Raw genomic sequence first — 23,915 nt, 5'->3', positions numbered from 1 at the left:
TCCTATTGCAGCGCCGGGCGCGTCAGGCCGTTCAGGCTGCCGTGCACCGGCTTGCCCTGGAACAGGGTCAGCAACACCTTGGTCTTGTGGATCTGGCGGGCGGGTATCCGGAACAGGTCCTGGTCGAGCACGATCAGGTCGGCGTTCTTTCCCGGCGTGATCGATCCCGTTTCCCGGTCGAGGTGATTCACATAGGCGACGTTGAGCGTATAGGCCTTCAGCGCCTGGGCCAGCGTGACCCCCTCGCCCGGTTCGAGGGGCGGCAGGTCCCCTTCGGGCGCGATGCGGGTCAGCGCGACTTCGATCCCCTCGAACGGATTGGCCGAGGCGACCGACCAGTCCGCGCCATAGGCCAGCCGCCCCCCGGCGCGCAGTACGCTGCCCGCCGGATAGATATAGGTCGAGCGGACCGGGCCGATCTGTTCCTTGGTCAGGTCCATATAGGCTTCGTTGCAGGCCCAGAGCGGCTGGAACACCGCCGTCACGCCCAGCGTCCCGAAGCGCGGCTGGTCGGCCGGGTCGATGACGTTCATGTGCGACATCATCGGCCGCGTGTTGCTTGCCCCGCCCCTGGCCCGCACGGATGCGACGGCGTCGAGCGCCTCGCGCACTGCCGCGTCGCCGATCGTGTGGAAATGCGACTGCATGCCCCGCGCATTCAGCGCCGCCACCGCTTCGGACAGCGTACCGAGCGCGATCTGGGTGCTGCCCTTCTCGCTGGTGCCTTCATAGGGCTTGAGCATCGCGGCGGTACGTTGCGGGATCACGCCGTCGATAAAGAACTTCACGCCGTTCGCGACGAGCCCGCTCTCCTTCGCGCGGGCAGAGAGCGTGAGGATGTCTCCCATCTGCTCCATCCCGCGATCATTGTTCCAGCGCAGGTCCATGGCGGTGTACATGGTCAATTCGCCGCGATCCTTGACGGCCTTGTACGCCTCGATCGCACGACTGGTCCCGCCCTTGTCCCATTCGACTGCGGCATCGTGCCACGACGTGATGCCCATGCTGTTGAAAAAGCGCACCGAATAGCGGATCGCCCCCTGCAGGTCGGCATCGGTCGGCGCCGGCACGAGCTTGTCTACCAGCGCCATCGCCGATTCCTCGAGCCCGCCGATCGGCTCGCCCGTCTTGGGATCGCGGTCGATCGTCCCGTTCTTTGGGTCCGGCGTGTCCCTGGTGATGCCGGCGAGTTCGAGCGCCTTGGAATTCACCCATAGCGTGTGCCCGTCGGACTCGAAGATCAGCGGGCGATCCTTCGAGATTTCGTCGAGCAATCGCTTGTCGGGGATGCCGTTGGGCGGGAACAAGGTCTGGTTGAAACCCGACCCGAAGACCGTGCCGGTACCCGGGCTCTTTGCAACGCATGCGGCGATGATCCGCCGGTAATCCTCCAGCGTCTTGCCGGCATGGAGCGAACAACGCGCATGGCTCATCCCACCGAATATCGGGTGCGCATGCGCGTCGCCGAAAGCGGGCATCAGCAAGCGGCCATGGAGATCGACCACCCGTGTCGCCGCGCCCTGGCGCTTCGCCACCTCGGCGACGGTGCCGACGGCGAGGATGCGGCCATTCTTGATCGCCACCGCCTGTGCCCAGGGCCTGCCCTCCTCCACCGTATACACGCGGCCATTGGTGAGGATCAGGTCCGCCGCCTCGGGCGCCTGCGGCGGTGGCGGCGCGCTGTTGGCGGTGACGACCAAGAGCGAACCGGCGGTCGCGAGGCGGCGGATCATGGAACGGGGTGCGAACCGAGGGGCCATAGGGGCAAATCCTGTACAGGCTTGATAATGGCGGGACCGAGGGATTTTCCCCTTCGGCCCCGATAGGCAAGGTTAGAAGCGGCGGCGAAGCGTCGCGAGCACGGTGCGATCCTTGCCGAGGTAGCAATAGCCCTCGTTGATCGTGCCCGCGGTGTAGCTGCAATTGGTATAGACCCGCTCGTTGAAGATGTTGGCGCCGTTCACCGACAGCGACCATTTTCCATAGCTCAGTTCGGCCATCGCATCGGCCAGCGTCACCGGATCGATGCGGTACAGCTGGTCGAAGCTGACCTTGTCGCTCTGGTAGCGCACGCCGCCGCCCAGCTTGAGGCCGAGGTCGCCGCCCAGATCGAACCGTTTCGACAGCCAGGCCGAGGCCTGGTGTTCGGGCAGGTTCTCGCGCCGGTCGCCGCGCTGGCGGCCATCGACCTTCAGATACTGTGCGCGCGTGTAGCTGTACGACGCGGTCAGGTCCAAATCGCCCGGCAGGCGCACATTCGCCTCCGCCTCTATACCGCGCGATCCGGTGGAGCCGCCCTGGATGAAGTTCTGCAGCTCGTTCGGATCGGCGATCAGGACATTTTGTTCCTTGATGTCATAGGCGGCGATGGTGAACAGCATCCGCTTCGCGGGCTGGAACTTGATCCCCGCCTCATACTGACGGCCGGTGCGCGGCACATAGGCCACACCGAAGAAGTTCGAGCCGAACACGGGCAGGAACGATTCCGAATAGTTGAAATAGGGCGACACACCCTTGACGACATCGGCGATGATGCCGGCGCGGAATGTCCACGCCTTGTTGGCTGCCAGCTCGACGTTGTTGACGTTCGACTTCACATCGTCGTGCCGCGCGCCGAACACCAGCGAGACACGGTCCCAGGCGCGGATCTGGTCCTGAAAATAGAAGCCGGTCTGCGAATTCTTGGTGTCGGTCGTCCAGCCGACGCCAGTGGTAAAGGGGACGCCATAGACCGGATTGTACAGGTTCAGCCCGGGTGCCTGGCCGAAGCCCTCCCGCTTGTCCTCGCGGAACTCGGTATAGTCGAACCCGGCCAGTATCTGATGCTCCAGCGGCCCGGTGGCAAAGCGCAGCACCAGATTATTGTCGCTGTTTAGCCCGGTATATTTGGCCCGGTTGAGATACCAGGCGCGCTGCGCGATGGTCCGCGCCGCATCGGCATAGGCGCCGCCGGCCCAGCCGGTATAGCCGAACACTTCCTGATAGTCGGTGTCCTGCTCGAACGCGCGGTTGCGGCTGCTGAACGTGAGGTTGTCGTTGAAACGATGCGTGACCAGCAGCGACAGCGCATAATGGCTGGCGAGCGTGTGGTTGAATCCCGGCTCGCCCAGATAGAAATCGTCCGAGATCTTCGTCGCGCTGCTGCCGTCCACTGTCTTGCTGGTCGGCAGGTAGGTCTGGCTGCCCAGATGGTCGCGCTGGTACAGGCCGATGAACGTGACTTCGGTATCCGGACCGGGCCTGAGCGTGACGGCCGGCATCACCACGATGCGATCGTTCTTCTGCCCCGGCTGCTGCAGTTCGGCGTCCCGATACAATCCCACGAGCCGTGCCGATACGCCTTCGACGATCGGCCCGGTGACGTCGATCTGCGCCTGCTTGTACTTGTCGGTGCCGACGGTGATCCCCGCCTCGCCGCCAAAACTCTCCTGCGGCCGCTTGCTGATCGAATTGAGGATGCCCCCGGCACCCCCGCCGCCATAGAGCGTGGAGGAAGGCCCGCGCAGCAGCTCGGCGCGCTCGACGGTGAAGATCTCGAGCCGTCCGCCGTAAATGAAGCCGGGCATGCGGTTGAGGCCATCGAGATACTGCTCGGCGCCGGTCCCGCGTACCGCGAGGAAATCGCCGCGCGTGTCGACACCGTTCAGCTCGCTGGACGCGCCGGCGCTGTAGCGGATGACGTCCTGAAGATTGACCGCAGCGCGATCATGGAATTCCTCGGCCGTGATGACGCTCACCGACTGCGGAATTTCCGTGACCGGCGTGTCCGTCTTGGTGCCGGAAAGCGCGCGCTCTCCGGTGACGAGGATCGTGTCGTCGGCCTTGGCCGCCTCGCTGTCCTGCGCCATCGCCGTGCCGGACCAGCCCGCCACCGCGCATGCCGAAAGCAGCGCCAGCCGTGCCCGCTTAGCCCGTTTCCCTGAAAGTCCGTGTGTCATGGCCGCCCACCCTTCGCTATCTGCGCCGGCTCTGTCGATGTCGCCTCCCTTGACGACAGCCGGCTGTTTTCAGCACGGGCATTGAACAGGCACCGTCGCAAAACCGTCACGTGGTTTTCAGGGTAAGTCGGCGCCCAAAATGGGTAAGGCTTTACCCGGTGCGGGGGACGCGCCGATCACGACGCGCTGGAACGCCCCGCTTCGCCCCCGATCAGGCCGCGTTCGTGCGACACGCGCACTGCGTCGCGCCGCTTGTTGACGCCGATCTTGCGGAACACCGCCTTGAGCCGGTATTTCACCGTGTCGGGCGACATGCCGATCAACCTGGCGATCTCCTTGTTGGAATAGCCCTGGCTGAGGTGGCGCAGGATCGCCGCTTCGGCATCGTTCAGCGCGTCGGGGGCGGGCGCGGTCGCGCGGGCGCTGCCGACCGACTTGGACAGGTTTTTGAGGAACTGCGCGCGGAACCGGTCCGGCGTCGCGGCCAGCGCCTCCTCCAGCGCTGGCTGCACAAAAACACGGGCGCTCAGGAAAGGCCGGACGATCCCCTGGAACATCGCGGTGCCTACCGCTTCATCGAACCGCGCCTGTCCCTTGCCCGCCTCTCCGATCGCGCGATAGCCGTACGCCTTGAGCAAATTTAGCTCGATCAGCAGCCGACCGGCGCCATGCTGCCCGGCCCAGCGGCCCATGACGATCAACTCGTCGAGCGCGCTGTGGTGTGCGCCCGCATGCAACTGCAACCGCACCCGGCAGAGCGCGGCGGCAACCGCGACCGGGCGATAGATCGGCGATTCCTCCGCCATGGCATCGGCCAGGGCATCCAGCCCGATCGCGGCGGCAAACGCACTGGCCTCGCCGAGCATCGCGGGATCGCGCAACACCAATTCCAGCTCGCACAGCTGGGCGAGCAGGTCCAGCTGCCGCAGGCGGCGCCGCTGGGCGACATTGCGGGCGCGGGCGAGCAGCGCGCGGGCCGCATCGAGCGCACCGTCATCGGCGGCGCTGTGGGCCGCCGTGAAATAGGCGGCGGCATAGACGTCCACCCAGCCGTCGGACTGCTCCATGTGCGGCAGCGCCCATTCGAGCAGCGCGCCAGCCTCGCCGGAACGGTCCTGCTCGTAGAGCAGCGCCGCCCCGAACGCGGCACAATTGGCCGCGAGATCGGAGCGCGGGCCGAAATGCGCCTCGATCTCGGCGCGCGCGCCGGCAAGCACGGTCACCGCATCCTTCAGCCGACCCTGCGCTTCACGGATGCGGGCCTCGTGAAAGCGGGTGAACACCTCGCTGTAGAGCGATCCCATCGCCTGGTAATGCGCGCGGGCCGCAAGCGTCGGCTCCATGGCGCGCTCCAGCCAGCCCCCCTCGTAATATTTGGACGCCAGCGATTCGCTGACATTGGCCAGCACCAGATGATCGTCCGCCGGCAGGGTACGCAGCAGCGCCTCCCGCGCGAGCAGGTCCTCCAGCGCCATCGGCTCGTTCTCATACTCGGCCAGGATATCGCCGACGACGCGGATTTCGGTCCACAGGTCCGGCGCGGTATCCTCCTGTTCGGAGCGTGCGACCTGCCGGTCATAGGCGAGGCGCGCAGGAACCATGCGCCCGCATTTCATGTCGAGATAGACCTTGGCCAGCACCAGCGCCGGGCTGGCGTCGATTTCCGCCGCGCCCAGCCGGGCAAGGCCGCGTTCGACCAGGTTGAGATGCCCCTGCGGGATCAGTCGCCAGCCGCCGGCATCCTCCAGCACCCCAGCCAGCAGCGCGCTGTCTTCCGCCTCGATCGCATGGCTGATCGCTTCCGCCGTCTCGCCCCGCGCGTCGAACCACAGCGCCAGCCGCTGGTGGAGCATGCGATACTGGCCGATGTCGCGCCGGGCCAGCCGCTGGCGCAGATATTCGGCGAAAAGCTGGTGATAGCGCCACGCATCGCGCGCCGGCGACAGGGGGGAGAGCAGCACGCCCTGTTGCTCCAGCCGCTCGAGCAGCAGCCCGCCATCCTGCCGGTCGCAAATCAGGTTGAGCGCCTCGCCGGTCACCTGCCCGAGCAGCGCAGTGCGCAACACCACTTCCTGCACATCCTCCGGCAGCGACATCAGCACCTGCTCGGAGAGATAGCCGGCCAATTCCGAGCCCGATCCCCCCGCCCCGCCCACGAAACTGCGCCGATCGATGCCGCGCCTGAGCGACAACAGCGTGAGCTGGAGCGCGATCGGCCAGCCTTCGGTCCGCTCGATCAGGCTGCGGACATCGGCGTCCGCCAACGGCACGCCTTCTGCCCGGGCGAGCATTTCCTCCGCCTCGGGGCTGGAGAATTTCAGGTCCTCGGCAGAAAGTTCGAGCAGCTGGCCTTCGGCGGCGAGCATGGCCTGGCCGAGCCGCGGATAATCGCGCGAGGCGATGACGAAATGGCAGTTGCGCGGAGCCAGCCGGACCAGCGACTGGAGGAAATCGAGCACCTCGACGCTCTCCGCACAATGCAGGTCGTCGAGGATGAGGACGGTCTGGCGCGGATCGCGGGCCAGCCGGTTTATGATCGCCGAAAGCGCGGCCCGCGCAGGCATGACGGACGAAACAGGCTCGCCCTCCTCCTCGCCTTCGTCGCTGATCGCATAGGCGATGTACTGGGCGAGACGCCGGGCGTCGGCATCGTCGCGCTCCAGCGTCAGCCATGCGACCCGCTTGTCGCTGCCCTCGAACCGGCGGCGCCACTGGGCCAGCAGGCTGGTCTTGCCGTACCCGGCCGGCGCGTGGATGAGCGTCAGCCGCCGTCCAAGCGCTCCGTCGAGCCGCTCTAGCAGCATGTCGCGCGGGATCTGGTCGCCCATCCACAACGGGGGCGCCACCTTGGTCGGGATCAGTTCGTCTATCGCGGCCACTCCACCCATGCCGAGTCGCTAGACCATCGACGGTACAAGAAGATGGCGAAAGCGGGAGCCGCTTACCCGTCCCGGCGCCCCGATTACCCGTTCCCCCGCGCCCCGCACCCGTTTCCCGCATTGCGCAGCAAAGCGCGCGGCCCTTAGCTCGCGAGGATTGAGGGCATGCCAAAGGATTGGTGTAGCGTGCGAATAGGAGTGGATGTCGGGGGAACGAATACCGACGCCGTGCTGATGAACGGATCGGAGGTGGTCGCCTGGACCAAACAGCCGACCACGGCCGATGTCGGGTCCGGCGTCGCCGCCGCGATCGGCGCGGTGCTGGACGATGCGCGCGTCTCCCCAGGAGCCGTGGCGTCCGTGATGATCGGCACCACCCATTTCACCAATGCGCTGGTCGAGCGCAACAAGCTCGACCGGGTCGGTATCCTGCGGCTCGCGAGCCCCGCGGGCGAGGCGCTGCCCCCCATGACCGGCTGGCCCGAGGCGCTGGCCGCGCAGATCGACGCCAGGACCTATCTGCTGCCCGGCGGCTTCGAGTTCGACGGGCGCGAGATCGCTCCGCTCGACGAGTCCGCAGTGCGGAGCGCGGCACGCGAACTGCGCGACATGGGCATCGATTCGATCGCGATCAGCAGCGTGTTCGCGCCCGTGAACCCGTCGATGGAGGAACGCGCTGCGGCGCTGGTCGGCGCGGAACATCCGGATGCGCGGATCACCGTGTCGCACACGCTGGGCCGGATCGGCTTTGTCGAGCGAGAGAATGCAACGATCCTGAACGCCGCACTGGGCAGCCTGGCGGCGCATGTCGTCGCATCTTTCCAGCGCGCGCTGGTCGAGATCGGCATCGATGCGCCGCTGTATCTCTCGCAGAATGACGGCACCCTGATCTCCGCCGCGCATGCCGCTGCCTATCCCGTGCTGACGATCGGGTCGGGCCCGACCAACTCGATGCGCGGTGCCGCCTTCCTCACCGGGGTACGCGACGCGATGGTGCTCGACGTGGGCGGCACGACCACCGACATCGGCGTGCTCGCCAATGGCTTTCCGCGCGAATCCTCGGTCGCGGTCGATATCGGCGGCGTGAGGATCAATTTCCGCATGCCCGACATCCTGGCGCTCGGGCTGGGCGGCGGCACGCGTATCCATCTCGATCCCGCGCGCTACGGGGCAAACGCGATCGACGCGACCGAGCTGCGCATCGGCCCGGATTCGGTGGGCTTCCGCATCACCGAGCAGGCCCGGCTGTTCGGCGGCGCCACGCTTACCGCCAGCGACGTCGCGGTTGCCGCCGGTCGGGCGCGCTTTGGCGATCCGAGCCTGCTGCCCGCGCTTTCGGATGGCGTCCGCGACGCGGTGTGGACGCGGATGCAGGCGATGCTCGAAGAGGCAGTCGACCGCATGAAGACCAGCCGCGGCGAAGTCGTGCTGCTGGCGGTGGGCGGCGGCAATTTCCTGGTGCCCGACAACCTGCATGGCGCCGCGCGGGTGGTGCGTCCGCCGCACGCCGCCGTCGCCAATGCCGTGGGCGCGGCCATCGCCCAGGTCGGCGCGATGGTGGATCAGGTCGTGTCCTTCGATCGCGAGCCGCGTGACGCAGCGCTGGAAAGGCTCAGCGCAGAGGTGCGCGAGCAGGCGATCGCAGCGGGCGGCATTCCCGAAACCGTCGAAATCGTGGAGATGGACGAAGTGTATCTGAGCTATCTGCCCGGCCGCGCGGCACAGGTTCGAATCCGCGCCGTCGCGGACCTTGCCGGCGCCCCTGTCCTGGCCGCCCATGCGCATTGATCGCCAGGCGCTGCTCGATCTCGCCACCGGTGCCGCTTTTCTCGGCTCGGGCGGCGGCGGCGATCCCTATTACGCGCAGCTGCTCGGCGAGGCTGAGATTGCGCGGCGGGGCCCGTTCAATCTGATCCCGCTCGATGCGCTGGCCGACGATGCGCTGATCGCGCCCTGCGGCTGGATCGGCGCGCCGACCGTCTCGGCGGAAAAGCTGCCAAACGGCCAGGAAGCCCTGCTCGGCCTGCGCGCGCTGGAGCGGATCTACGGGCGACCGATCGATGCGGTGATGCCGATCGAGATCGGCGGCGGCAACGGCCTCGCACCGCTGCTGGCCGCAGCCGAACTGGGCATCCCCGTCGTCGATGCCGACGGCATGGGGCGTGCCTTTCCCGAATCCCAGATGACGGTGTTCAGCATCGACGGCCTGTGCGCCTGCCCTTCCGTCGTCACTTCGGCGAACGGCGACGTGCGGCTGATCGAAACCGACGACAATCTGGCGCATGAGCGCGTCGCGCGGCAGCTGTCGATTGAGTTCGGCGGCAATGCGCACATGGTCGAATATCCGCTCACCGGCGCGCAGGCGAAGCGCCATGCGATCGGCGGCAGCATCTCGGCGGCGATCGCGATCGGCGCAGCGGTGCGCATCGCGCGGGCGGTGGGCGAGGATCCGTTCGCGGCGCTGCACACCGCGCTGATGGCCAGCGGGCTTTACCCCTTTGCCGGGACGCTCTTCGACGGCAAGGTCGTCGATGTCGAGCGCGAGACCAAGGGCGGCTTCTCGGTCGGGCATGTCGTGATCGAAGGTTTCGGGGGCGAAGGGCGGATGGATCTGGTGTTCCAGAACGAGAACCTCATCGCCCGCGTGGACGGCGAACTGCGCGCGATGGTGCCCGACCTGATCACGGTGATGGACCGCGAGACTGCGGACAGCATCGTGACGGAGCGGCTCAAATTCGGCCAGCGAGTCAAGGTGGTCGGCGCCGCTGCCCCTGCGGTGCTGCGCGCCGAGCGGGCACTTGCCTTTGTCGGTCCGGCCGCCTTCGGCTTCACCGAGCCCTATCGCCCGATCGAGGACCTGAACGGCTGGACCCGCGGATGAGCCACGACACCGACGACGCCTATGCGCATTCGCCGGTGCCCCAGGGCATCACCGTTCCGGGCTGGCGGGTCGGCCTGATTGTCGCCAGCTTCTCGATCGGCCTGCCCGATTTCCTGAACGGCGCGCACAATGCGCTGGCGCTGGGGTTCTGGGGCGCGGTGATCGCCGCGCTGCTCGCCGGGGTGATCCTGTGCGCAGGCGGATCGATGACGGCGATCGTCAGCGTCCGCACCCGGCTTTCGACCTATCTCCTTGTCCGCCGATCGTTCGGAACCGGCGGCGCTGCGGCGATCAACACGGTGATCGCGTTGATTCATTTCTGCTGGTTCGGCGTGAACGCGTCGTTCTTTGGCGAAGCGATGGTCGAGGCCGCGAACGCGAGCGGCCTGCCCGGCAATTTCACGGCGTTCGTCATCCTTGGCAGCATATTGATGATGGCCTCGACCGTTATCGGCTTTCGCGCGCTCGACCGGCTCGCGCTGGTCGCGGTGCCGCTGCTCGCCGCGATCCTGCTGGCGGTGGTGGTCGTGACGCTGCGGACCCATGGTTTCGTCACGGCCGCCGATCCCAATCCGCCGGAGTCGATGACGCTCGGCATCGCGATCTCGGCGCTGATCGGGGCATACATGCTCGCGGTAGCGACGATGCCCGACCTGTCACGCTATACCCGCACGACGCGCGGGGCTGTCGCCAGCATGGCGCTGTCCTTCCCGATCGCGACCCCGCTGATGATGACGGCGGCAGCAATCCCCGCGCTGGCCACGCACGAGACCAGCGTGATGAAGCTGGTCGCCGCCTATGGCTTTGGCACGCCGGTGCTGTTCCTTCTCGTGCTGCCGACCTGGACCGTCAACGCGCTCAACCTCTATTCGTCGAGCCTGTCGCTGGGCAGCACCTTTCCCAAGGTGCGGCAATGGGTGTTCACCGTCGCGGGCGGCACGATCGGCACGATCCTCGCGCTGATGGGCATCCTTGAGGCGTTCATCCCGTTCGTGTTGTTCCTCGGGCTCATCATCCCGCCGATCGCAGCGATCTACGTGATCGATGCCTGGACGCGCTATCGCACTGCGGACGCGGCAGAGTCGCTGCTCGGCCTGCCGCGCTTCGACTGGCCGGCGATCGCGACCTGGCTGCTCTCGGTGGTGGTGGGCGTGCTCGCCGCCTACAAGGGTTGGACGCTCACCACCGTCCCGGCGCTGGACGCGACGATCGTCGCTGCGGCACTCTATGCCGTTCTGCTGAAGGCCCGCGTCACCGCCAGGTAAAGGCGAAGGCGATCGCGCTGCCGCACCGCGCACATTGCAGGCGGGCCCTACTGCACCGAGCGCAGCAGGATGCTCGTCTCGCTGTTGAGCACACCATCGACGGTGCGCATCTCGCGCAGGATCCGATCCAGATCGCCAAGCGAGTCCGCATGGACCTCCGCGACCAGGTCCCAGGCGCCATTGGTGGTGTGGAGCGCGCTAATCTGGGGCAGGCCGCGCAGCGCGCGGATCACTGCGCTGGTCGATGCGCCCGCAACTTCGATCAGCGTGATCGCGCGAACCCCCTCCCCTGCCGGACGCTCCGCTGCGCGCACGGTGAAGCCCAGGATCGCGCCGGACTCGATCAGCCGGTCGAGCCGCGCCTGCACAGTCGCGCGCGAGACCCTGAGCGATTCCGCCAGCCGGGACACCGGCGCCCGGCCGTCAGCCCGAAGCAGCGCAATAAGCTGGCGATCAAGCGAGTCGAGAATAATCATGCAAATTGCCTAGCATCACCCGCCAATTTGCCAAGCAATTACCCCTTCTCTCGACAGTACGTACATTTTTACCGGCAAGCTGCGCCTCTAACTTAGACGAAACCTCAATAGCAAAATCGGGAATCGGCATGACGATCTATATGGGCGTGGAAGACCTTTGCGGGCTGGTTTCGCAGGTGGGTATCGAGCCGTTCATCCTGGGCATCGCCCATCGGATCGAAAGCGATTTCCGGCGCTGGGAGGAATTCGACAAGGCGCCGCGTTACGCCAGCCATTCGCCCAATGGCGTGATCGAACTGATGCCCGCAGCAGACCGCGCGCGCTTCAGCTTCAAATACGTCAACGGCCATCCCAAGAACACCAGATTGGGGCTTCAGACTGTGGCAGCGTTCGGCGTGCTCGCCGATGTCGATACCGGCTATCCCGTGCTGCTCAGCGAGATGACGCTGCTGACGGCGCTGCGCACTGCCGCGACCTCGGCGCTGGCGGCCCGCTATCTGGCCCGCTCGAACAGTCGGACCATGGCGATAATCGGGCTCGGCGCCCAGTCCGAATTCCAGGCGCTCGGCTTCCGCGCGATGCTGGGGATCGAGCGGCTGCAAGTGTGGGATATCGATCCGGCGGCGACCGCCAAGTTCACGGCCAACATGGCGCGCCAGGGGTTCAAGATCGCGGTCGCCACCTCGGCGCCCGACGCGGTACTGGGGGCGGACATCGTCACCACCGTGACCGCGGACAAGGCGCAGGCGACGATCCTGTCGGACAACATGGTCGGCGCGGGCATCCACATCAACGCAGTTGGCGGCGACTGCCCCGGCAAGACCGAACTCGCACCGGCGATCCTGTCGCGCGGCACCGTGTTCGTCGAATATCCCGAGCAGACCCGCATCGAGGGCGAGATCCAGCAGATGCCGGCCGACTTCCCGGTGACCGAATTATGGCGCGTTTTCGCCGGCGAGGCAGCGGGCCGCAGTGCTGTGGACGAGATCACCATCTTCGATTCGGTCGGCTTCGGGATCGAGGACTTCTCCGCCCTCTCCTATGTCCACAGCCTGATCGAAGGCCGCGAAGACCTGCGCCGGCTCGACCTGATCGTCGAGCCGCGCGATCCGCGTGACCTGTTCGGCCTGCTCAACGGGCCGCAGCCGATACACGCGCCCCGTTCGGGCGTGGCACGAGCCCCTGTTGCTCCGCGCCACTCTGACACCCGGCACGCCCAAAAGGCCGTCGGGCGATGACAATCGTTCCTCGACCAAGCGATCCGGGCGGGCGCTCCTCTGCGGCGCGCGCCAGCCGCCAAGCGTCGAGGGACTGTCGTGACCCAGACCGCGCCGGTAGCCTCCACGCGCAACTCCAATAAAATCTCTCCCCGGCTGTCAGATTTCGCCAGGCCGCGCGTCGTCTTATCGAAACCTGACGAAATGCGCCGACCACCGGGGGGAACCAGTGCGATTTTCGAGCAACGATCCGCGATCGACCTCGCATCTCCTGCGCCGATCGATCTTGTCCGCCCTTGCGGCGATCGCGGCGCTGCTTGGCAGCGCGGCCGAAGCGCAGAATGTGCCCGGCACCAGCCGCCGCCTGGAACTGGAGCGACGGCTGGCCGGTCCCGATGGCGCGGTCATGGTCGTGGCCCATCGCGGCTGCTGGCAGAAGACGTCCGAAAACAGCATCGACGCGATCCGGGCCTGCATCGACGGCGGCATCGACATGGTCGAACTGGATGTTCGCCTCACCCGCGACAATGTGCTGGTGCTGATGCATGATGCCACGGTCGATCGGATGACGGACGGCACGGGCAAGGTCTCCGATCTCGATTGGGCCCAGTTGCGCCAGCTCCGCCTGCGCGCAGGCAAGGGCGGCAGCACGCCGCTAAGCGATCGCCGCATCCCGACCTTCGAGGAAGCACTGCGCGCGGCAAAGGACCGCATCCTCATCAACCTGGATCCCAAGGCGCGTCTGTCGCCTGCGATGCTGGCCATGGTCGACAAGGCGGGTCGCCGCAGCCAGCTGCTGTTCAAGGCCGATGCGCCGGCGGCACTGCTTCTGCGGGAAGGCCCATGGCTCGGCGGCGTGCGCTTCCAGCCGATCCTGCGCCAGCCGCAGATCCAGGCTGACCCGGCGGCCGCCATCGCAACCTATGATCCGCTGCACCCGGTCAGCTACGAAATCGACGTCAAGGACCGCGCCTTCGCGCCGCTGGTCGCGCCGCCCATCCGCGCGCGGTGCGCCCGATATTGGGTGAACAGCCTGGCCGGCCGCGCCTATGACGACACCGCCGCGCTCGCCGATCCCGACAGCGTCTGGGGCCAGCTCATCGCGGCGGGCGTCGATGCGATCCAGACCGACGAGCCGTTCGCGCTCAAGGCCTATCTGCAGCGAACCCGCGCTGCCACGCGCCGCTGCGAGCCTCCGCTGACGCCCTAGCGCCCGGGCGCCTGCCCGCGCCTTCCCGACCTATTCGAACCCTCATTTCTCCCGACAGGATAGCTATGCCCATGAAACATGCCCCCGCGCTCCGTTATGCCATCGCCAGTTCGGCGCTGGTCGCCGCAATGCTCGCCGCGCCGGCGCACGCGCAGAGCGAAGCTGCCCCCGCCGGCGCGCAGAACGAGCCCGAGCCCCGCGCCACGGAGGGCGATGAAACCGCCATCGTCGTGACCGGCTATCGCTCGTCCAACGCCGCCGCGATCGATGCCAAGCGCCGTGCCGTCGGCGTGACCGATTCGATCGCACAGGACCAGGCGGGCCTGCTGCCCGACCTTACGATCGCGCAGGTTGCCCAGCGCATTCCCGGCCTCGCCCTGGTGCCCGACTTTGCCACCGCCGACGACCGCTCGCCCGACCTCGCCGAAAGCGTCATGATCCGCGGCATCGGCTCCAGCTACAATCTGGTCACCATCGACGGCCTGCCGCTCGCAACGACTGCCCGCGACACGCGCGGCGCCCGCATCGAGCTGCTGCCGCCCTCGTTCGTCAGCCGGATCGATGCGGTGAAGACGATCACCGCCGATCTCGACCCGCATGCGCTCAGCGGCCAGCTCAACCTTATCACCGCCAGCGCGCTCACCACCGGCAAGACCAGCCTGATGGCGCGCGCTTCGATCGGCGACAATTCGACCGGCGGCGAGATGGACGGCAGGAAGGGCAAGAACCTGCGCGCCGACGCCACATTCAGCAGCGCCTTTGGCCAGAACCATGACTTCGGCGTGGTCGTGTCGGGCTCCTATGCCCGCTACAATTCGACCAACTACGATCAGAAGCCGGGCGCGGTCGACAACAGCTATATCCTGTACGACAAGACCACCGGCAAGCCGCTCGCCAACTATAACAATCTGAGCAACACCAACGGATTCTCGGCGGCCGCGCGCAACCAGATCTTCGCCTATTACGACACGGTAACCCGCGCATCCGCCGTGACGAAGCTGGAATACAGCCCCAGCGCGGCGACCTATGCGTCGATCTACACCGGCTATTTCTTCCAGAAGGAAGACGAAGTCCGCAACGAGTATCTCGCCACCGCCGACACCAGCGTGGCACCGACCAACCAGACCGCCACGTCGGGCACCTGGGCCAAGGGGCGAACGGCGCTTGGCTATTCGCATCAGCCGCAGAAGCGCGAGACCTTCGTCGTCTCTGGCATCCTCGACCAGGATTTGAGCGACAGCATCGTGATGCACCTGCGCGCATCGCATTCGCGCGCACGGCTCAACACCATCCGCGACCGTTCCAAGTTCAACATGAGCAGCAACCTCGCCGCCGGTCGCTTCTCCTATGATCTCAGCGACGGCCGCCCGGTCCTGTCGTTCCCCGATCCCGCCTTCGGCAACGATCCCGCCAACTACGTCCAGAGCTACATCCAGCACATCACCCAGCGCGCGACGCAGGACCTGACCTTCGTGAGCGCCAACCTGGCCTATAATTTCGGCCCCGAGGATCGCGGTCTCGGCTTCAACCTCGGCGGCAGCGTCCAAAGCACCGACCAGACCTATGACGAGGGCCAGCAGAGCGGAAAGCTGCCCAACGTCAATGGCGCCGCAGTCAACATGGCGCGCTTCGTCAGCAAGACCCGGTTGCACACCACCGACCCGAAGGTCGATTATCTGCTGATCGACGATAGCGCCTATCGCGCAGCCTGGGCCGCCGCCGGCTTCCCGAGCACCGACGACAACAGCAGCAACAACATCCAGTCCGATTACCAGTTGAACGAAAAGGTCGCCGCCGCCTTCGCCGAAACCAATTACCGGACGGACCGCTTCAACCTGCGCGCCGGCCTGCGCTATGACTCCACCGTCAACCACATCGACCTGTTCGCTCAGGATGCAAATCGTCCCGCCACACCCAATAAGGGCGCCCAGTACGTGCCGACCGCGCGCAAGGCGGACTATGCCTATCTGCTGCCCTCGGTCATCGCCAGCTACGATGTCGGGCACGGCGTGATCGTCCGCGCGGGATACAGCAAGACGATCGGGCGCCCGAACTTCTCTTACTATGCGATCGGCGAATCGATCGGCCTGCCCGACGACAGCGAAGACGCCACGATCAGCGTCACGCGCGGCAATCCTGATCTGAAGCCGCGCACCTCGAACAATTTCGATTTGTCGTTCGAATGGTATCCGACGCGCGGCAGCATGGTTTCGGTCGCTTTGTTCTACAAGGATATCAAGAACCTGATCTTCACGCAGAACATTACTGAAGCCGGCTATCAATATGGCGGCCAGACCTACACGGCGCGGATCACCACGCCGATGAATTCGCAGACCGCGTCGCTAAAGGGTATCGAGGCCTCCGTTCGCCAGGATCTGGGCGACTGGACCAACGGCTTCCTGCGCAACTTCGTGCTCTCCGCGAACGGCACCTATATCACGGGCAAGCAGGACGTGCTGCGCGCCGACAAGACGTTGCGCAAGGTCGATGGCCTGGAGGGGCAGCCCGAGTTCCTGGCCAATGCGACGGTCTCGTATGAGACGCCGGTATTCGGCGCCTCGGTCGCCTATGGCTATGTCGCCGACTATCTGAAGTCGATCAACGAGAATGCCGAGATCTTCGACATCCACAGCAAGGGGCGCGGCGAATTCTCGGCGCAGGCGCGGGTCAAGCTGCTCGAGAATGTCACCTTCATCGTCGAGGGCCAGAACCTCACCAAGACGAACATCGAATATTATCGCAAGATGCCGACCGGCGACCTGCTCGCCGAACGCGCCCAGAAGGGCCGCGTGCTGTGGCTGGGGGTCAACGCCCGGTTCTGACCTCGTGTGCATCATGGGGGAGCGGCGCCGCGTCCTCCCCCATGCCTTTTCCAGCGGATACGAAGAGACATGCCATGATCCTCAAATTGCTACCGGCTGCGGGCGCGTTCGCACTCGGCAATATGGTCGTCCCGGCATCGGCAGCCCCTGTTTGCGCTCCCACCCCGCGCATCGCCGCGTTGCAACGGGCGTGGGCCGATCCGCGCGGCGCGGTCCTGATCGCCTCGCATCGCGGCGGGCACCTGAAGGCACCGGAGAATTCGCTGGCCGCTGTCGACGAAGCGGTTGCCGCAGGTGCCGATGTCGTCGAAGTGGACGTGCAGGTCAGCGCCGATGGCGTGCCCTTCATCCTGCACGACCGCACGCTCGAGCGGACCACCAACGGCATCGGCCGTGCCGCCGACAAGACCTATGCCGAACTGCGCGCGCTGCGGCTGAAGGGCGGCGACACGCCGCCGCCGACGCTGCTCGAACTGCTCAGGCACAGCTGCGGGCGCGTGCTGGTCGATCTCGACATGAAGACCGATCAGTTTGCCCCGGTGATCGCCATCGTCCAGGGACTGGGCATGGTCGATCAGGTGATGCTGTTCGATTCCGACAGCAACCTGCTGCGCGCGGCACGGGCGATCGAACCGGCCCTGCACGTGATGACCCGCCTCACGGCAAAGACCACGCTCGACGGCATCAACCAGGGCCTGGCCCCGGTGCGGATCGTGCATGCCGATCCGGAATCGCTCGATCCTGCGGCGCGCGATGCGATCCGGCAGATGCCGGCGCGAATCTGGGAGAACGCGCTGGGGGAAGTCGACACGCTGATGGCAGCGGGATCGCCCAAGGCGTGCCCGGCGCTCAAGGCGATGCAGGCGCTGGGCGTCAACGCGATCCAGACCGACCGGCCTGCGCTGTTGCGCGCATATCTGCGCAAATGCGGTTGACCCCCGCTACTGCCCAAAGCCCCAGTTGAGGCTGAGGCGCACCACCCCCGGCACCGAATAGCTGTCCTTCAGCCATCGCGTGCCGGGTCCGGTGACACTGGTCAAACGGGCGCGCGTGACATTGGCGAGATCGAGGATCGCACTGAAGTTCCGACCGAAATGATACCGCCCCTGAATGTCGAACTGGGTGCGCGGCGCCCAATAGACATCCTGCCAGGCGGCATCGGGTGCGATGCTGCGCAGCGCCTTGCCCGTCCAATTCATCGCGGCGCGCACTTCGAAGCCGCCGCGATTGTAGAAGATCGCAAGGTTGCGGATTTCCCTCGGCTGGCCGACGAGCCGATCGAGCCTGCGCGAGGCGCCGCTCGTCATCGGCACCGTGACCGCGCCGTTCAGCAAGGTCCAGTTCGCGCTGAACCCGATGTCTTTCAGCAGTGGTGAGATCGCACCCAGCGATCCTGCCATCGCGCTCAGTTCGAGCCCCGTGATATGCGCACCGGTCGCGTTGGTGGGCCGCGTTACCGAAGCGTTGCGATAATAGATGCCGTCATGGGCATATCCGCGCGTGGTCGCATCGAAGATCTCGTTCCGGATCGCCTTGTGGAACACCGCGCCCGAGAGCATCCCGTCAAACCCGCGCGGAAGCGTCCATTCCACGCTGAGATCGGCATTGTCGGACAGGCGGGGTCGGATGTCAGGATTGCCGAGGGTGACCCGCACGCCCGCAGCATCGGGATCGCCCACTGCGCTGCCGGCGTCGAAGTTCACTGCGGATCGCGGCGCATAAGCCTCATAGCTAGGCCGCCCGATCGTACGGCTATAGCCCCCGCGCAGTTTCAGTGCATCCAGCGGCCGGTAATTGAGCAGTATCGAAGGAAGCAATTGCGCATAGTGCGAGCCCGTCGCGACGCTCGACCAGGTATCGCCCACCGAGAGATAGCCGAGGGTCGAGGTGACAGTGTTCTCCAGCCGAAACCCGCCCAGCAACTCGATCGGTCCGCGCAGGAATCGCGCCATCGCGTAGCCACTGGCCGCAGTTTCGATATGGTCGAAATCGTCCTGATGGTCGTTCTCGGTCCCGTCGGTGATCGAGATGCTCGGCTGGTTCGCGTCGAACATCTGCCATGCGCGCACGGGATCGATGACGATCAGCCGCAGGCGGTTCTGGTTGAACGGCAACAACGCATTGCCGACATAGCCCACGGCATCCAGCGTGAGATCGCGATTCAGCGTTCCGAATGCCAGGCTCTGATAGGCATAGGCATAGGTGCTTCGCGTCCATGCGACTCCGGCGGCCAGCCCAACCCCCTCGTCGCCGTCCGCCATAGCGTGCCGCCAGTCGCCGCGCACGCTGGCGATAGCCGCCGTCGCCTGACGCCCGCGCCGGCGCCAATAGTCCGCTGTATAGAGCGACAGGTCCTGATAGGCCTTTGCGGGCACGTTGAAGCTGAACTGGAGCGGCGCGCTGTCATAGCCAAAGCCTAGCGCCGGCAATCCGAAGACGCCGTCGATCCGGTCCTGACCGGCCGTGAACTTCACCATCTTGTAGCGCTCACGCATCGTCGCCCGCGATATGCCGATGCGCAGCGCGACTTCGTCCCGCGCGCTCGCCTGCCAGCGCGCGTCGAACTGGCCGAGGTGCGTTTCGCTATGGGTCAAGCCGGCACGGTATCCGACCTGTACCGACGCCGTATCGAAACGGCCCGAAACCATGGTCTGTTCGACCACATTCGCCTGTTCGGGATCGATGACGATCTCGTTGCGCGTATAGCCATCGCGGAGGCGATACACCGCGACCAGCGCGGACAGGCGCAGCCGATCCAAATCGGCTTCCGCGCGGATCGTGCCGCCCAGATGACGGCGATCGCTGCCATTGTACCAATATTTGTCCTGTCGCGGCACGGGGATACCGTTGCCGCGCGTTCCGTCGCTGAGCAGTCGCCCCGCCGCGTCGTAGAAAACGAGGAACGTGCCGTCGCTGGTGGCGTGGACATTGCTGTTGTTCTCGAGCCGCTGGTAGTTGGCGGAAACCACCAGGCCGAACTGCCCGTCCGATCCGAAAGTGCGGCTGGCAGTGGCGGTGGCATGAACGCCGAGCCGGCCCTGGGCCTGAACCCGACCGCGCTCGCTCGGGGTAGCCAGCCCACCTTCGAGCGACAGGAACGGGCGACCGCCATTGTCAAAGGCACTGCGCGTCTGGAGATCGATCGCCGCGCCGATCGCGTTGGGATCGAATTCGGGTGTGAACGTCTTCACGACGAGCAGCCGGCTGACGAGCGAGGTCGGGAGCAGGTCCAGCCGCACGCCGCGCTCCGCGCTGTTCGAGCCTGCATCGGGAATGCCGGTCGAGGCGACCGGCAGGCCGTTGATCGTGACGTTGTTATAGGCCTGGGTCAGCCCGCGGACGACCGGCGCGATCGGCACGTCGCGCGGGTGTTCATTGTCCGCGATCGGCACCACCGAAACGCCAGGGATACGGCGCATCGCATCGACCACAGTATTGTCCGGCAGGCGGCGCACCTCGTCGCTGGATATCGCATCCACGATGTTGCGCGTGCGCCGCTTGATCGCGATCGCCCTGCGGTCGGCGATCCGCTGGCCGACCACGATCAGCGTGTCGGTGGGGCCGGCTTCCGCTGGCGGCGCGGCAGTCCGCAGTGTGGGCCGATTCGGGCGGGCACCCCTTTGCGCAGGGGCTTTCGCGACGGCGCCCAGCCTGAAGATCAGGATTGTCTCGTCGCGCCGCCGAAAGCCAAGACCGGTGCCTTGCAGGAGCAATTCCAGCGCCCTGGTGGGGGACAGGCGCCCCTGAACGCCGCGTGTGTGCAGTCCCCGAAGGACCGCCGGATCGGCGAGCACCTGCACGCCACTCGCTTGCGAAAACCGCGCCAGCGCAGGCGCAAGCGGTCCGGGCGGAATTGCGAAGGTCGCCCGCCGCAGCGGGGAATCGTCCGCATTGGCAGGGCCTGCGGCAGTGATCGCTACCGCCGCCGTACAGCAGCAGAAGACCGTCCTCCGCATCATCGCCTAGGACCCGCCGCCGGCCCGTTGCCTGAACAAGCTGATCGGCAGAACGGCCATTATGATCGTTCGAGGATATAGGCCCGTTCGGTCTGACGGACCCTGAAGCCGTAGAGCACCCCCAGATTCTCGAGCACCACGCCGGGCTGCGAAAGTCGAAACCGGCCGGCGATGCGCTTCCGAAGCAGCGCCGGATCGGTCACGGTGATCGACCGCCCGGTCCAGCGCTGGAGATGCGGCACAACCTGTGCCAGCGGCATGTCGGCAACCTGCAGCCAGCCGTCGCGCCAGTCCGAAGCGGAGGAACCGACGAACGCCGTGGGCGTGGCAATCCTGCCCTCGGCCAGCACGGAACGGTGCGCAGCCGGAACCAGCACCGCCGAAGCATCGCCGCTGTTGCCAAAACGCACGAGCCCGCGCTCCACTGCCAGATCGACGCTATCGCCGTTGAGCGCGAGATCGAACCGCGTGCCGAGTACCGTCACCCGCCCCTGCCCGGCGGAGACGCTGAACGGACGGCCTTCGTCATGCTCGACGTCGAACAGCGCTTCACCGGCCTCCAGCGCGACTTCGCGCCGCCCCTCGTCGATCTTCGCACGGATGCGGCTGGCGCCGTTCAGCACCACCCGCGAGCCATCCGCCAGGGTGAAGCTGCGGACTTCGCCAGCCACCGTGGCAAACTCCTGCGCGGGCACCATCGCGAAGCGAAGCTGCGGCCAGGAAAACACTGCAACCGCCGCACACGCAGCAACGGCCAGCCCGACGGCGGCGCGGCGTCCGGGCCGGGGCCGGTCGCGTTCCGGTGCCTGCACGGATGCCTGCGCCCGTCGTTCGTGTTGCAGCAAGCCATGGGTGACGGCGTCGTCCATGCACGTCGCCCACAAGGCGTCGAACCGCGCGCGACGCCCCGGCGCACCCGCCAGCCACTGGGTGAACGCCGTCGCATCGACAACGTCGCTCATGTGGCGGGCGACCCACAGCGCCGCCTCCTCGTCTTCTCTATCTTGCAAATAGCCCGTCGTCATTGGGTGTGGCGCCCCTCCAGCTCCGCCATACCTCTGTGCAACGCGATCACGGCGCGCGCCACATGGGTATCGACGGCAGCAGGGCTGATCGCCAGCGCCGCAGCCACTTCCTTGGCCGACATGCCGTGCAGGCGCCGCATGATAAAGACCTGGCGGCGCTGCTCCGGCAGCCGGGCCAGAATCTCGGAGACCTGTTGCATCCGCTCGCGCTGCAGCAAAACCTGTTCCTGCGACGGCACCTCTGCGGCAACGTCCGTTGCGTCCGACATCGCCTCTTCGGCCCTGCGCTTATGGAAACGCGTCTGATCCACGATCAGATTATGGGCGATGGTACGCAACATCCCCCCCAGATTGGCGACCGTGCCCGCGCGATACTGGGCGAGCCGGACAAAGCTGTCCTGCACCACGTCCTCGCTGGCCGAGTGATCGCCGAGATGCCGATAGGCAAAGCGATACACCTCGCGCCGGAACAGCCGGTACATCGATTCGTCCAAGTTCAAAAGGCGGCTCCCCGGGGCGCTGGTGCCGTGGCCTATCGGGGGCGCATTACAGCTTGATGGCAGGTTCCGAACGCGGATTGCCTCTCCCGATTTATGCGGAGTCCGCCACCGGCGACGGAACGGGCGCGCGCCGGGCTCGGCACGCTGTAACGTTCGCGTCATCAAGGCTGGCTAGGCGCACCGACGTCGGGGGTACGTGGCGTGGTGCAGAAGGTCGGCAATCGCGAGCCGCTCCGTTGGGTGGCTACGCGGATTCTGCCGCATGAGCCGGCGCTTCGCCGTTGGCTGGCACGCGCGGGGTTGCAGCCCAGCGACGTGGACGACGTCATCCAGCAAACCTATTGCAAGCTGAGCGAACTCGGCTCGGTCGCGCATATCCGCGATCCGCGCGCCTATTTCTTCACCACGGCGCGTTCGTTCGTGCTCCAGCATGTGCGGCGCGAAAAGGTGGTTCAGATCCAGGCGGCCTCCGACCATCTCGATATGCTGGCGGACGAAGGGCCCACGCCGGAGCGTATCGCCAGCGACCGATGGGATCTCAGGCTCGTCAACCATGCCATAGCCGATCTCCCACCGCGCTATCGTGAAGCGATCGAGTTGCGCCGGCTGGAGGGCCTGTCGCAGAAAGAAACCGCGGCCCGAATGGGCGTATCGGAAAAAGTCGTCGAGAACAGCCTTGCCCGTGGTCTAAAAGCTGTTCTGCGTAGTATCGCGCAAGGCAGCGACTATTACAGCCCGCAGGAAGAGGAACCGTTGCGTGAGGAGGCCCATGTCGTCCGATACTGATGATATGGCAGTGCATTGGGCGCTTCGGGTAGATGCGAATACCATGGACGGGGCCGAACGCAGCGCGATGGACGCGTGGCTCGCGCACGATCCACGGAATCGCGGCGCGCTGTTCCGCGCCCGCGCTGCGCTGACCCTGCTGGAGCGCGGCGACGCGGCGGCGGCGGACGCGCTCCCATCCTCCACCGCCACGGTGGCGGCGCCGCTGCGACGGCGGCGCGCGCCGATGCTCGCCGGGCTCGCGGCGGCATGCGCGGCCGTCTTCGCGCTGCCGTGGCTGGTGCCGGCGTCCTCCGCCTATCAAACCGCCAAGGGGCAGATTCGCGAGGTCGCGCTCAGCGATGGATCGGTCGCAGTGCTCAACACCGACAGCCGCGTCGAAGTCGATTACGGCATCGCCACGCGGCGGATCGCGCTGGGACGCGGCGAAGCGTGGTTCAAGGTCGCGCACAATGCCGCCCGCCCCTTCATCGTCGAGGCGGACGGCGTGCTGGTCCGCGCCACCGGCACCGCGTTCTCGGTACGCGAACGCGAGGGCGCAGTGGTGGTCGCGGTGACCGAGGGCAGCGTGGAAATCTGGCGCGGCGATCATGCCGGGCGCCGCGTGATGCTGCGCGCGGGCGACATGACATCGATGCCGGTTGCAACACCCGGCCAGCCGCAACCTGCCGCCGCCATCGACGCGCCGCTGCGGATCGAGCAGGTCCCCGCTGGCGAGGCGCCGGCATGGCGCGAAGGGGGCGCAGCGTTCAACGAAACCACGGTAGAGGAAGCCGCCGCCGAATTGAACCGCTACAATCAGATAACGCTGCACATCGCCGATCCGGCGATCGCCGGCTATCGCATCACGGGCTATTTCGAAGTGTCGAAGCCATTACAGTTTGCCGACGCGGTCGCGCGGATCACCGGCGCGCATGTGTCACGCAATAGAAATGAAATATTCATCGAAAAGTAATTTCG

The 23,915-nt window shown here is 66.3% G+C and carries 16 protein-coding genes; 9 read left to right on the top strand and 7 right to left on the bottom strand.

Translation table 11 applies throughout. From position 1 onward, the window contains the following. Positions 1 to 2 precede the first annotated feature (2 nt). The 3 genes from ACG3SL_RS04900 to ACG3SL_RS04890 form a co-directional block, all read right to left on the bottom strand. On the bottom strand, positions 3 to 1,733 hold the full coding sequence (locus tag ACG3SL_RS04900) for an amidohydrolase (RefSeq protein ID WP_448664024.1): 1,731 nt from the start codon (positions 1,731 to 1,733) through the stop codon (positions 3 to 5). Between the two features lie 99 nt (positions 1,734 to 1,832). Further along, entirely contained in the window at positions 1,833 to 3,938 is a 2,106-nt protein-coding gene (locus ACG3SL_RS04895) for a TonB-dependent siderophore receptor (protein ID WP_448664023.1), read from the bottom strand. A 176-nt stretch (positions 3,939 to 4,114) separates the two neighbouring features. Beyond that, a complete protein-coding gene (locus tag ACG3SL_RS04890) occupies positions 4,115 to 6,826 on the bottom strand; it encodes a LuxR C-terminal-related transcriptional regulator (RefSeq protein ID WP_448664022.1) in 2,712 nt (903 codons plus the stop codon). A gap of 177 nt (positions 6,827 to 7,003) precedes the next feature. Here ACG3SL_RS04890 and ACG3SL_RS04885 point away from each other — a divergent pair, with 177 nt between their 5' ends. The 3 genes from ACG3SL_RS04885 to ACG3SL_RS04875 are packed head-to-tail and all read left to right on the top strand — an operon-like array spanning position 7,004 to position 10,963. Further along, positions 7,004 to 8,605 (top strand): hydantoinase/oxoprolinase N-terminal domain-containing protein, encoded by a 1,602-nt coding sequence (locus ACG3SL_RS04885; RefSeq protein ID WP_448664021.1) that lies wholly within the window; start codon positions 7,004 to 7,006, stop codon positions 8,603 to 8,605. Next, positions 8,595 to 9,698 (top strand): DUF917 domain-containing protein, encoded by a 1,104-nt coding sequence (locus tag ACG3SL_RS04880; protein WP_448664020.1) that lies wholly within the window; start codon positions 8,595 to 8,597, stop codon positions 9,696 to 9,698. Before ACG3SL_RS04885 ends, ACG3SL_RS04880 begins: the two co-directional genes overlap by 11 nt. Then, the gene (locus ACG3SL_RS04875) at positions 9,695 to 10,963 is read left to right on the top strand and encodes a purine-cytosine permease family protein (RefSeq protein WP_448664019.1); all 1,269 of its coding nucleotides are present in this window, start codon (positions 9,695 to 9,697) and stop codon (positions 10,961 to 10,963) included. The genes ACG3SL_RS04880 and ACG3SL_RS04875 overlap by 4 nt, the downstream gene beginning before the upstream one ends. A 47-nt stretch (positions 10,964 to 11,010) precedes the next feature. On the opposite strand, the gene ACG3SL_RS04870 is transcribed toward ACG3SL_RS04875, so the two are convergent. Then, positions 11,011 to 11,439, bottom strand: coding sequence for an Lrp/AsnC family transcriptional regulator (locus tag ACG3SL_RS04870; protein WP_448664018.1), 429 nt, complete (start codon positions 11,437 to 11,439; stop codon positions 11,011 to 11,013). A gap of 128 nt (positions 11,440 to 11,567) precedes the next feature. Between ACG3SL_RS04870 and ACG3SL_RS04865 the strand changes: the two genes are divergently transcribed. The 4 genes from ACG3SL_RS04865 (at position 11,568) to ACG3SL_RS04850 (ending at position 17,623) form a co-directional block, all read left to right on the top strand. Beyond that, complete coding sequence (locus ACG3SL_RS04865) at positions 11,568 to 12,677, top strand: ornithine cyclodeaminase (protein ID WP_448664017.1); 1,110 nt, start codon at positions 11,568 to 11,570, stop codon at positions 12,675 to 12,677. A 208-nt stretch (positions 12,678 to 12,885) separates the two neighbouring features. Further along, on the top strand, positions 12,886 to 13,866 hold the full coding sequence (locus ACG3SL_RS04860) for a glycerophosphodiester phosphodiesterase family protein (protein ID WP_448664016.1): 981 nt from the start codon (positions 12,886 to 12,888) through the stop codon (positions 13,864 to 13,866). Positions 13,867 to 13,937: 71 nt separating this feature from the next. After that, entirely contained in the window at positions 13,938 to 16,688 is a 2,751-nt protein-coding gene (locus ACG3SL_RS04855; protein WP_448664015.1) for a TonB-dependent receptor, read from the top strand. Between the two features lie 74 nt (positions 16,689 to 16,762). Next, complete coding sequence (locus ACG3SL_RS04850; protein WP_448664014.1) at positions 16,763 to 17,623, top strand: glycerophosphodiester phosphodiesterase family protein; 861 nt, start codon at positions 16,763 to 16,765, stop codon at positions 17,621 to 17,623. Between the two features lie 6 nt (positions 17,624 to 17,629). On the opposite strand, the gene ACG3SL_RS04845 is transcribed toward ACG3SL_RS04850, so the two are convergent. The 3 genes from ACG3SL_RS04845 to ACG3SL_RS04835 form a co-directional block, all read right to left on the bottom strand. Beyond that, complete coding sequence (locus ACG3SL_RS04845) at positions 17,630 to 20,488, bottom strand: TonB-dependent receptor (protein ID WP_448664012.1); 2,859 nt, start codon at positions 20,486 to 20,488, stop codon at positions 17,630 to 17,632. 215 nt (positions 20,489 to 20,703) lie between these two features. Beyond that, positions 20,704 to 21,669: a FecR family protein gene (locus tag ACG3SL_RS04840; RefSeq protein WP_448664011.1), complete on the bottom strand. Its 966-nt coding sequence runs from the start codon at positions 21,667 to 21,669 to the stop codon at positions 20,704 to 20,706. Further along, positions 21,666 to 22,169 (bottom strand): RNA polymerase sigma factor, encoded by a 504-nt coding sequence (locus tag ACG3SL_RS04835; protein WP_448664010.1) that lies wholly within the window; start codon positions 22,167 to 22,169, stop codon positions 21,666 to 21,668. Before ACG3SL_RS04835 ends, ACG3SL_RS04840 begins: the two co-directional genes overlap by 4 nt. 201 nt (positions 22,170 to 22,370) lie before the next feature. Between ACG3SL_RS04835 and ACG3SL_RS04830 the strand changes: the two genes are divergently transcribed. Both ACG3SL_RS04830 and ACG3SL_RS04825 read left to right on the top strand, forming a co-directional pair. Further along, positions 22,371 to 22,955, top strand: a complete 585-nt coding sequence (locus ACG3SL_RS04830) for an RNA polymerase sigma factor (protein ID WP_448664009.1) — start codon at positions 22,371 to 22,373, stop codon at positions 22,953 to 22,955. Then, the gene (locus tag ACG3SL_RS04825; RefSeq protein ID WP_448664008.1) at positions 22,939 to 23,910 is read left to right on the top strand and encodes a FecR family protein; all 972 of its coding nucleotides are present in this window, start codon (positions 22,939 to 22,941) and stop codon (positions 23,908 to 23,910) included. The genes ACG3SL_RS04830 and ACG3SL_RS04825 overlap by 17 nt, the downstream gene beginning before the upstream one ends. Positions 23,911 to 23,915 lie beyond the last annotated feature (5 nt).

The organism is Sphingomonas degradans, assembly GCF_053502645.1.
This window is presented reverse-complemented; position numbering and strand designations above follow the sequence as displayed.

Coding starts and splice junctions, on each gene's coding strand:
- ACG3SL_RS04880 (WP_448664020.1), top strand. CDS start 8,595: ATGCGCATTGATCGCCAGGCGCTGCTCGATCTCGCCACCGGTGCCGCT.
- ACG3SL_RS04900 (WP_448664024.1), bottom strand. CDS start 1,733: ATGATCCGCCGCCTCGCGACCGCCGGTTCGCTCTTGGTCGTCACCGCC.
- ACG3SL_RS04875 (WP_448664019.1), top strand. CDS start 9,695: ATGAGCCACGACACCGACGACGCCTATGCGCATTCGCCGGTGCCCCAG.
- ACG3SL_RS04865 (WP_448664017.1), top strand. CDS start 11,568: ATGACGATCTATATGGGCGTGGAAGACCTTTGCGGGCTGGTTTCGCAG.
- ACG3SL_RS04850 (WP_448664014.1), top strand. CDS start 16,763: ATGATCCTCAAATTGCTACCGGCTGCGGGCGCGTTCGCACTCGGCAAT.
- ACG3SL_RS04890 (WP_448664022.1), bottom strand. CDS start 6,826: ATGGGTGGAGTGGCCGCGATAGACGAACTGATCCCGACCAAGGTGGCG.
- ACG3SL_RS04825 (WP_448664008.1), top strand. CDS start 22,939: ATGTCGTCCGATACTGATGATATGGCAGTGCATTGGGCGCTTCGGGTA.
- ACG3SL_RS04895 (WP_448664023.1), bottom strand. CDS start 3,938: ATGACACACGGACTTTCAGGGAAACGGGCTAAGCGGGCACGGCTGGCG.
- ACG3SL_RS04870 (WP_448664018.1), bottom strand. CDS start 11,439: ATGATTATTCTCGACTCGCTTGATCGCCAGCTTATTGCGCTGCTTCGG.
- ACG3SL_RS04840 (WP_448664011.1), bottom strand. CDS start 21,669: ATGACGACGGGCTATTTGCAAGATAGAGAAGACGAGGAGGCGGCGCTG.
- ACG3SL_RS04855 (WP_448664015.1), top strand. CDS start 13,938: ATGAAACATGCCCCCGCGCTCCGTTATGCCATCGCCAGTTCGGCGCTG.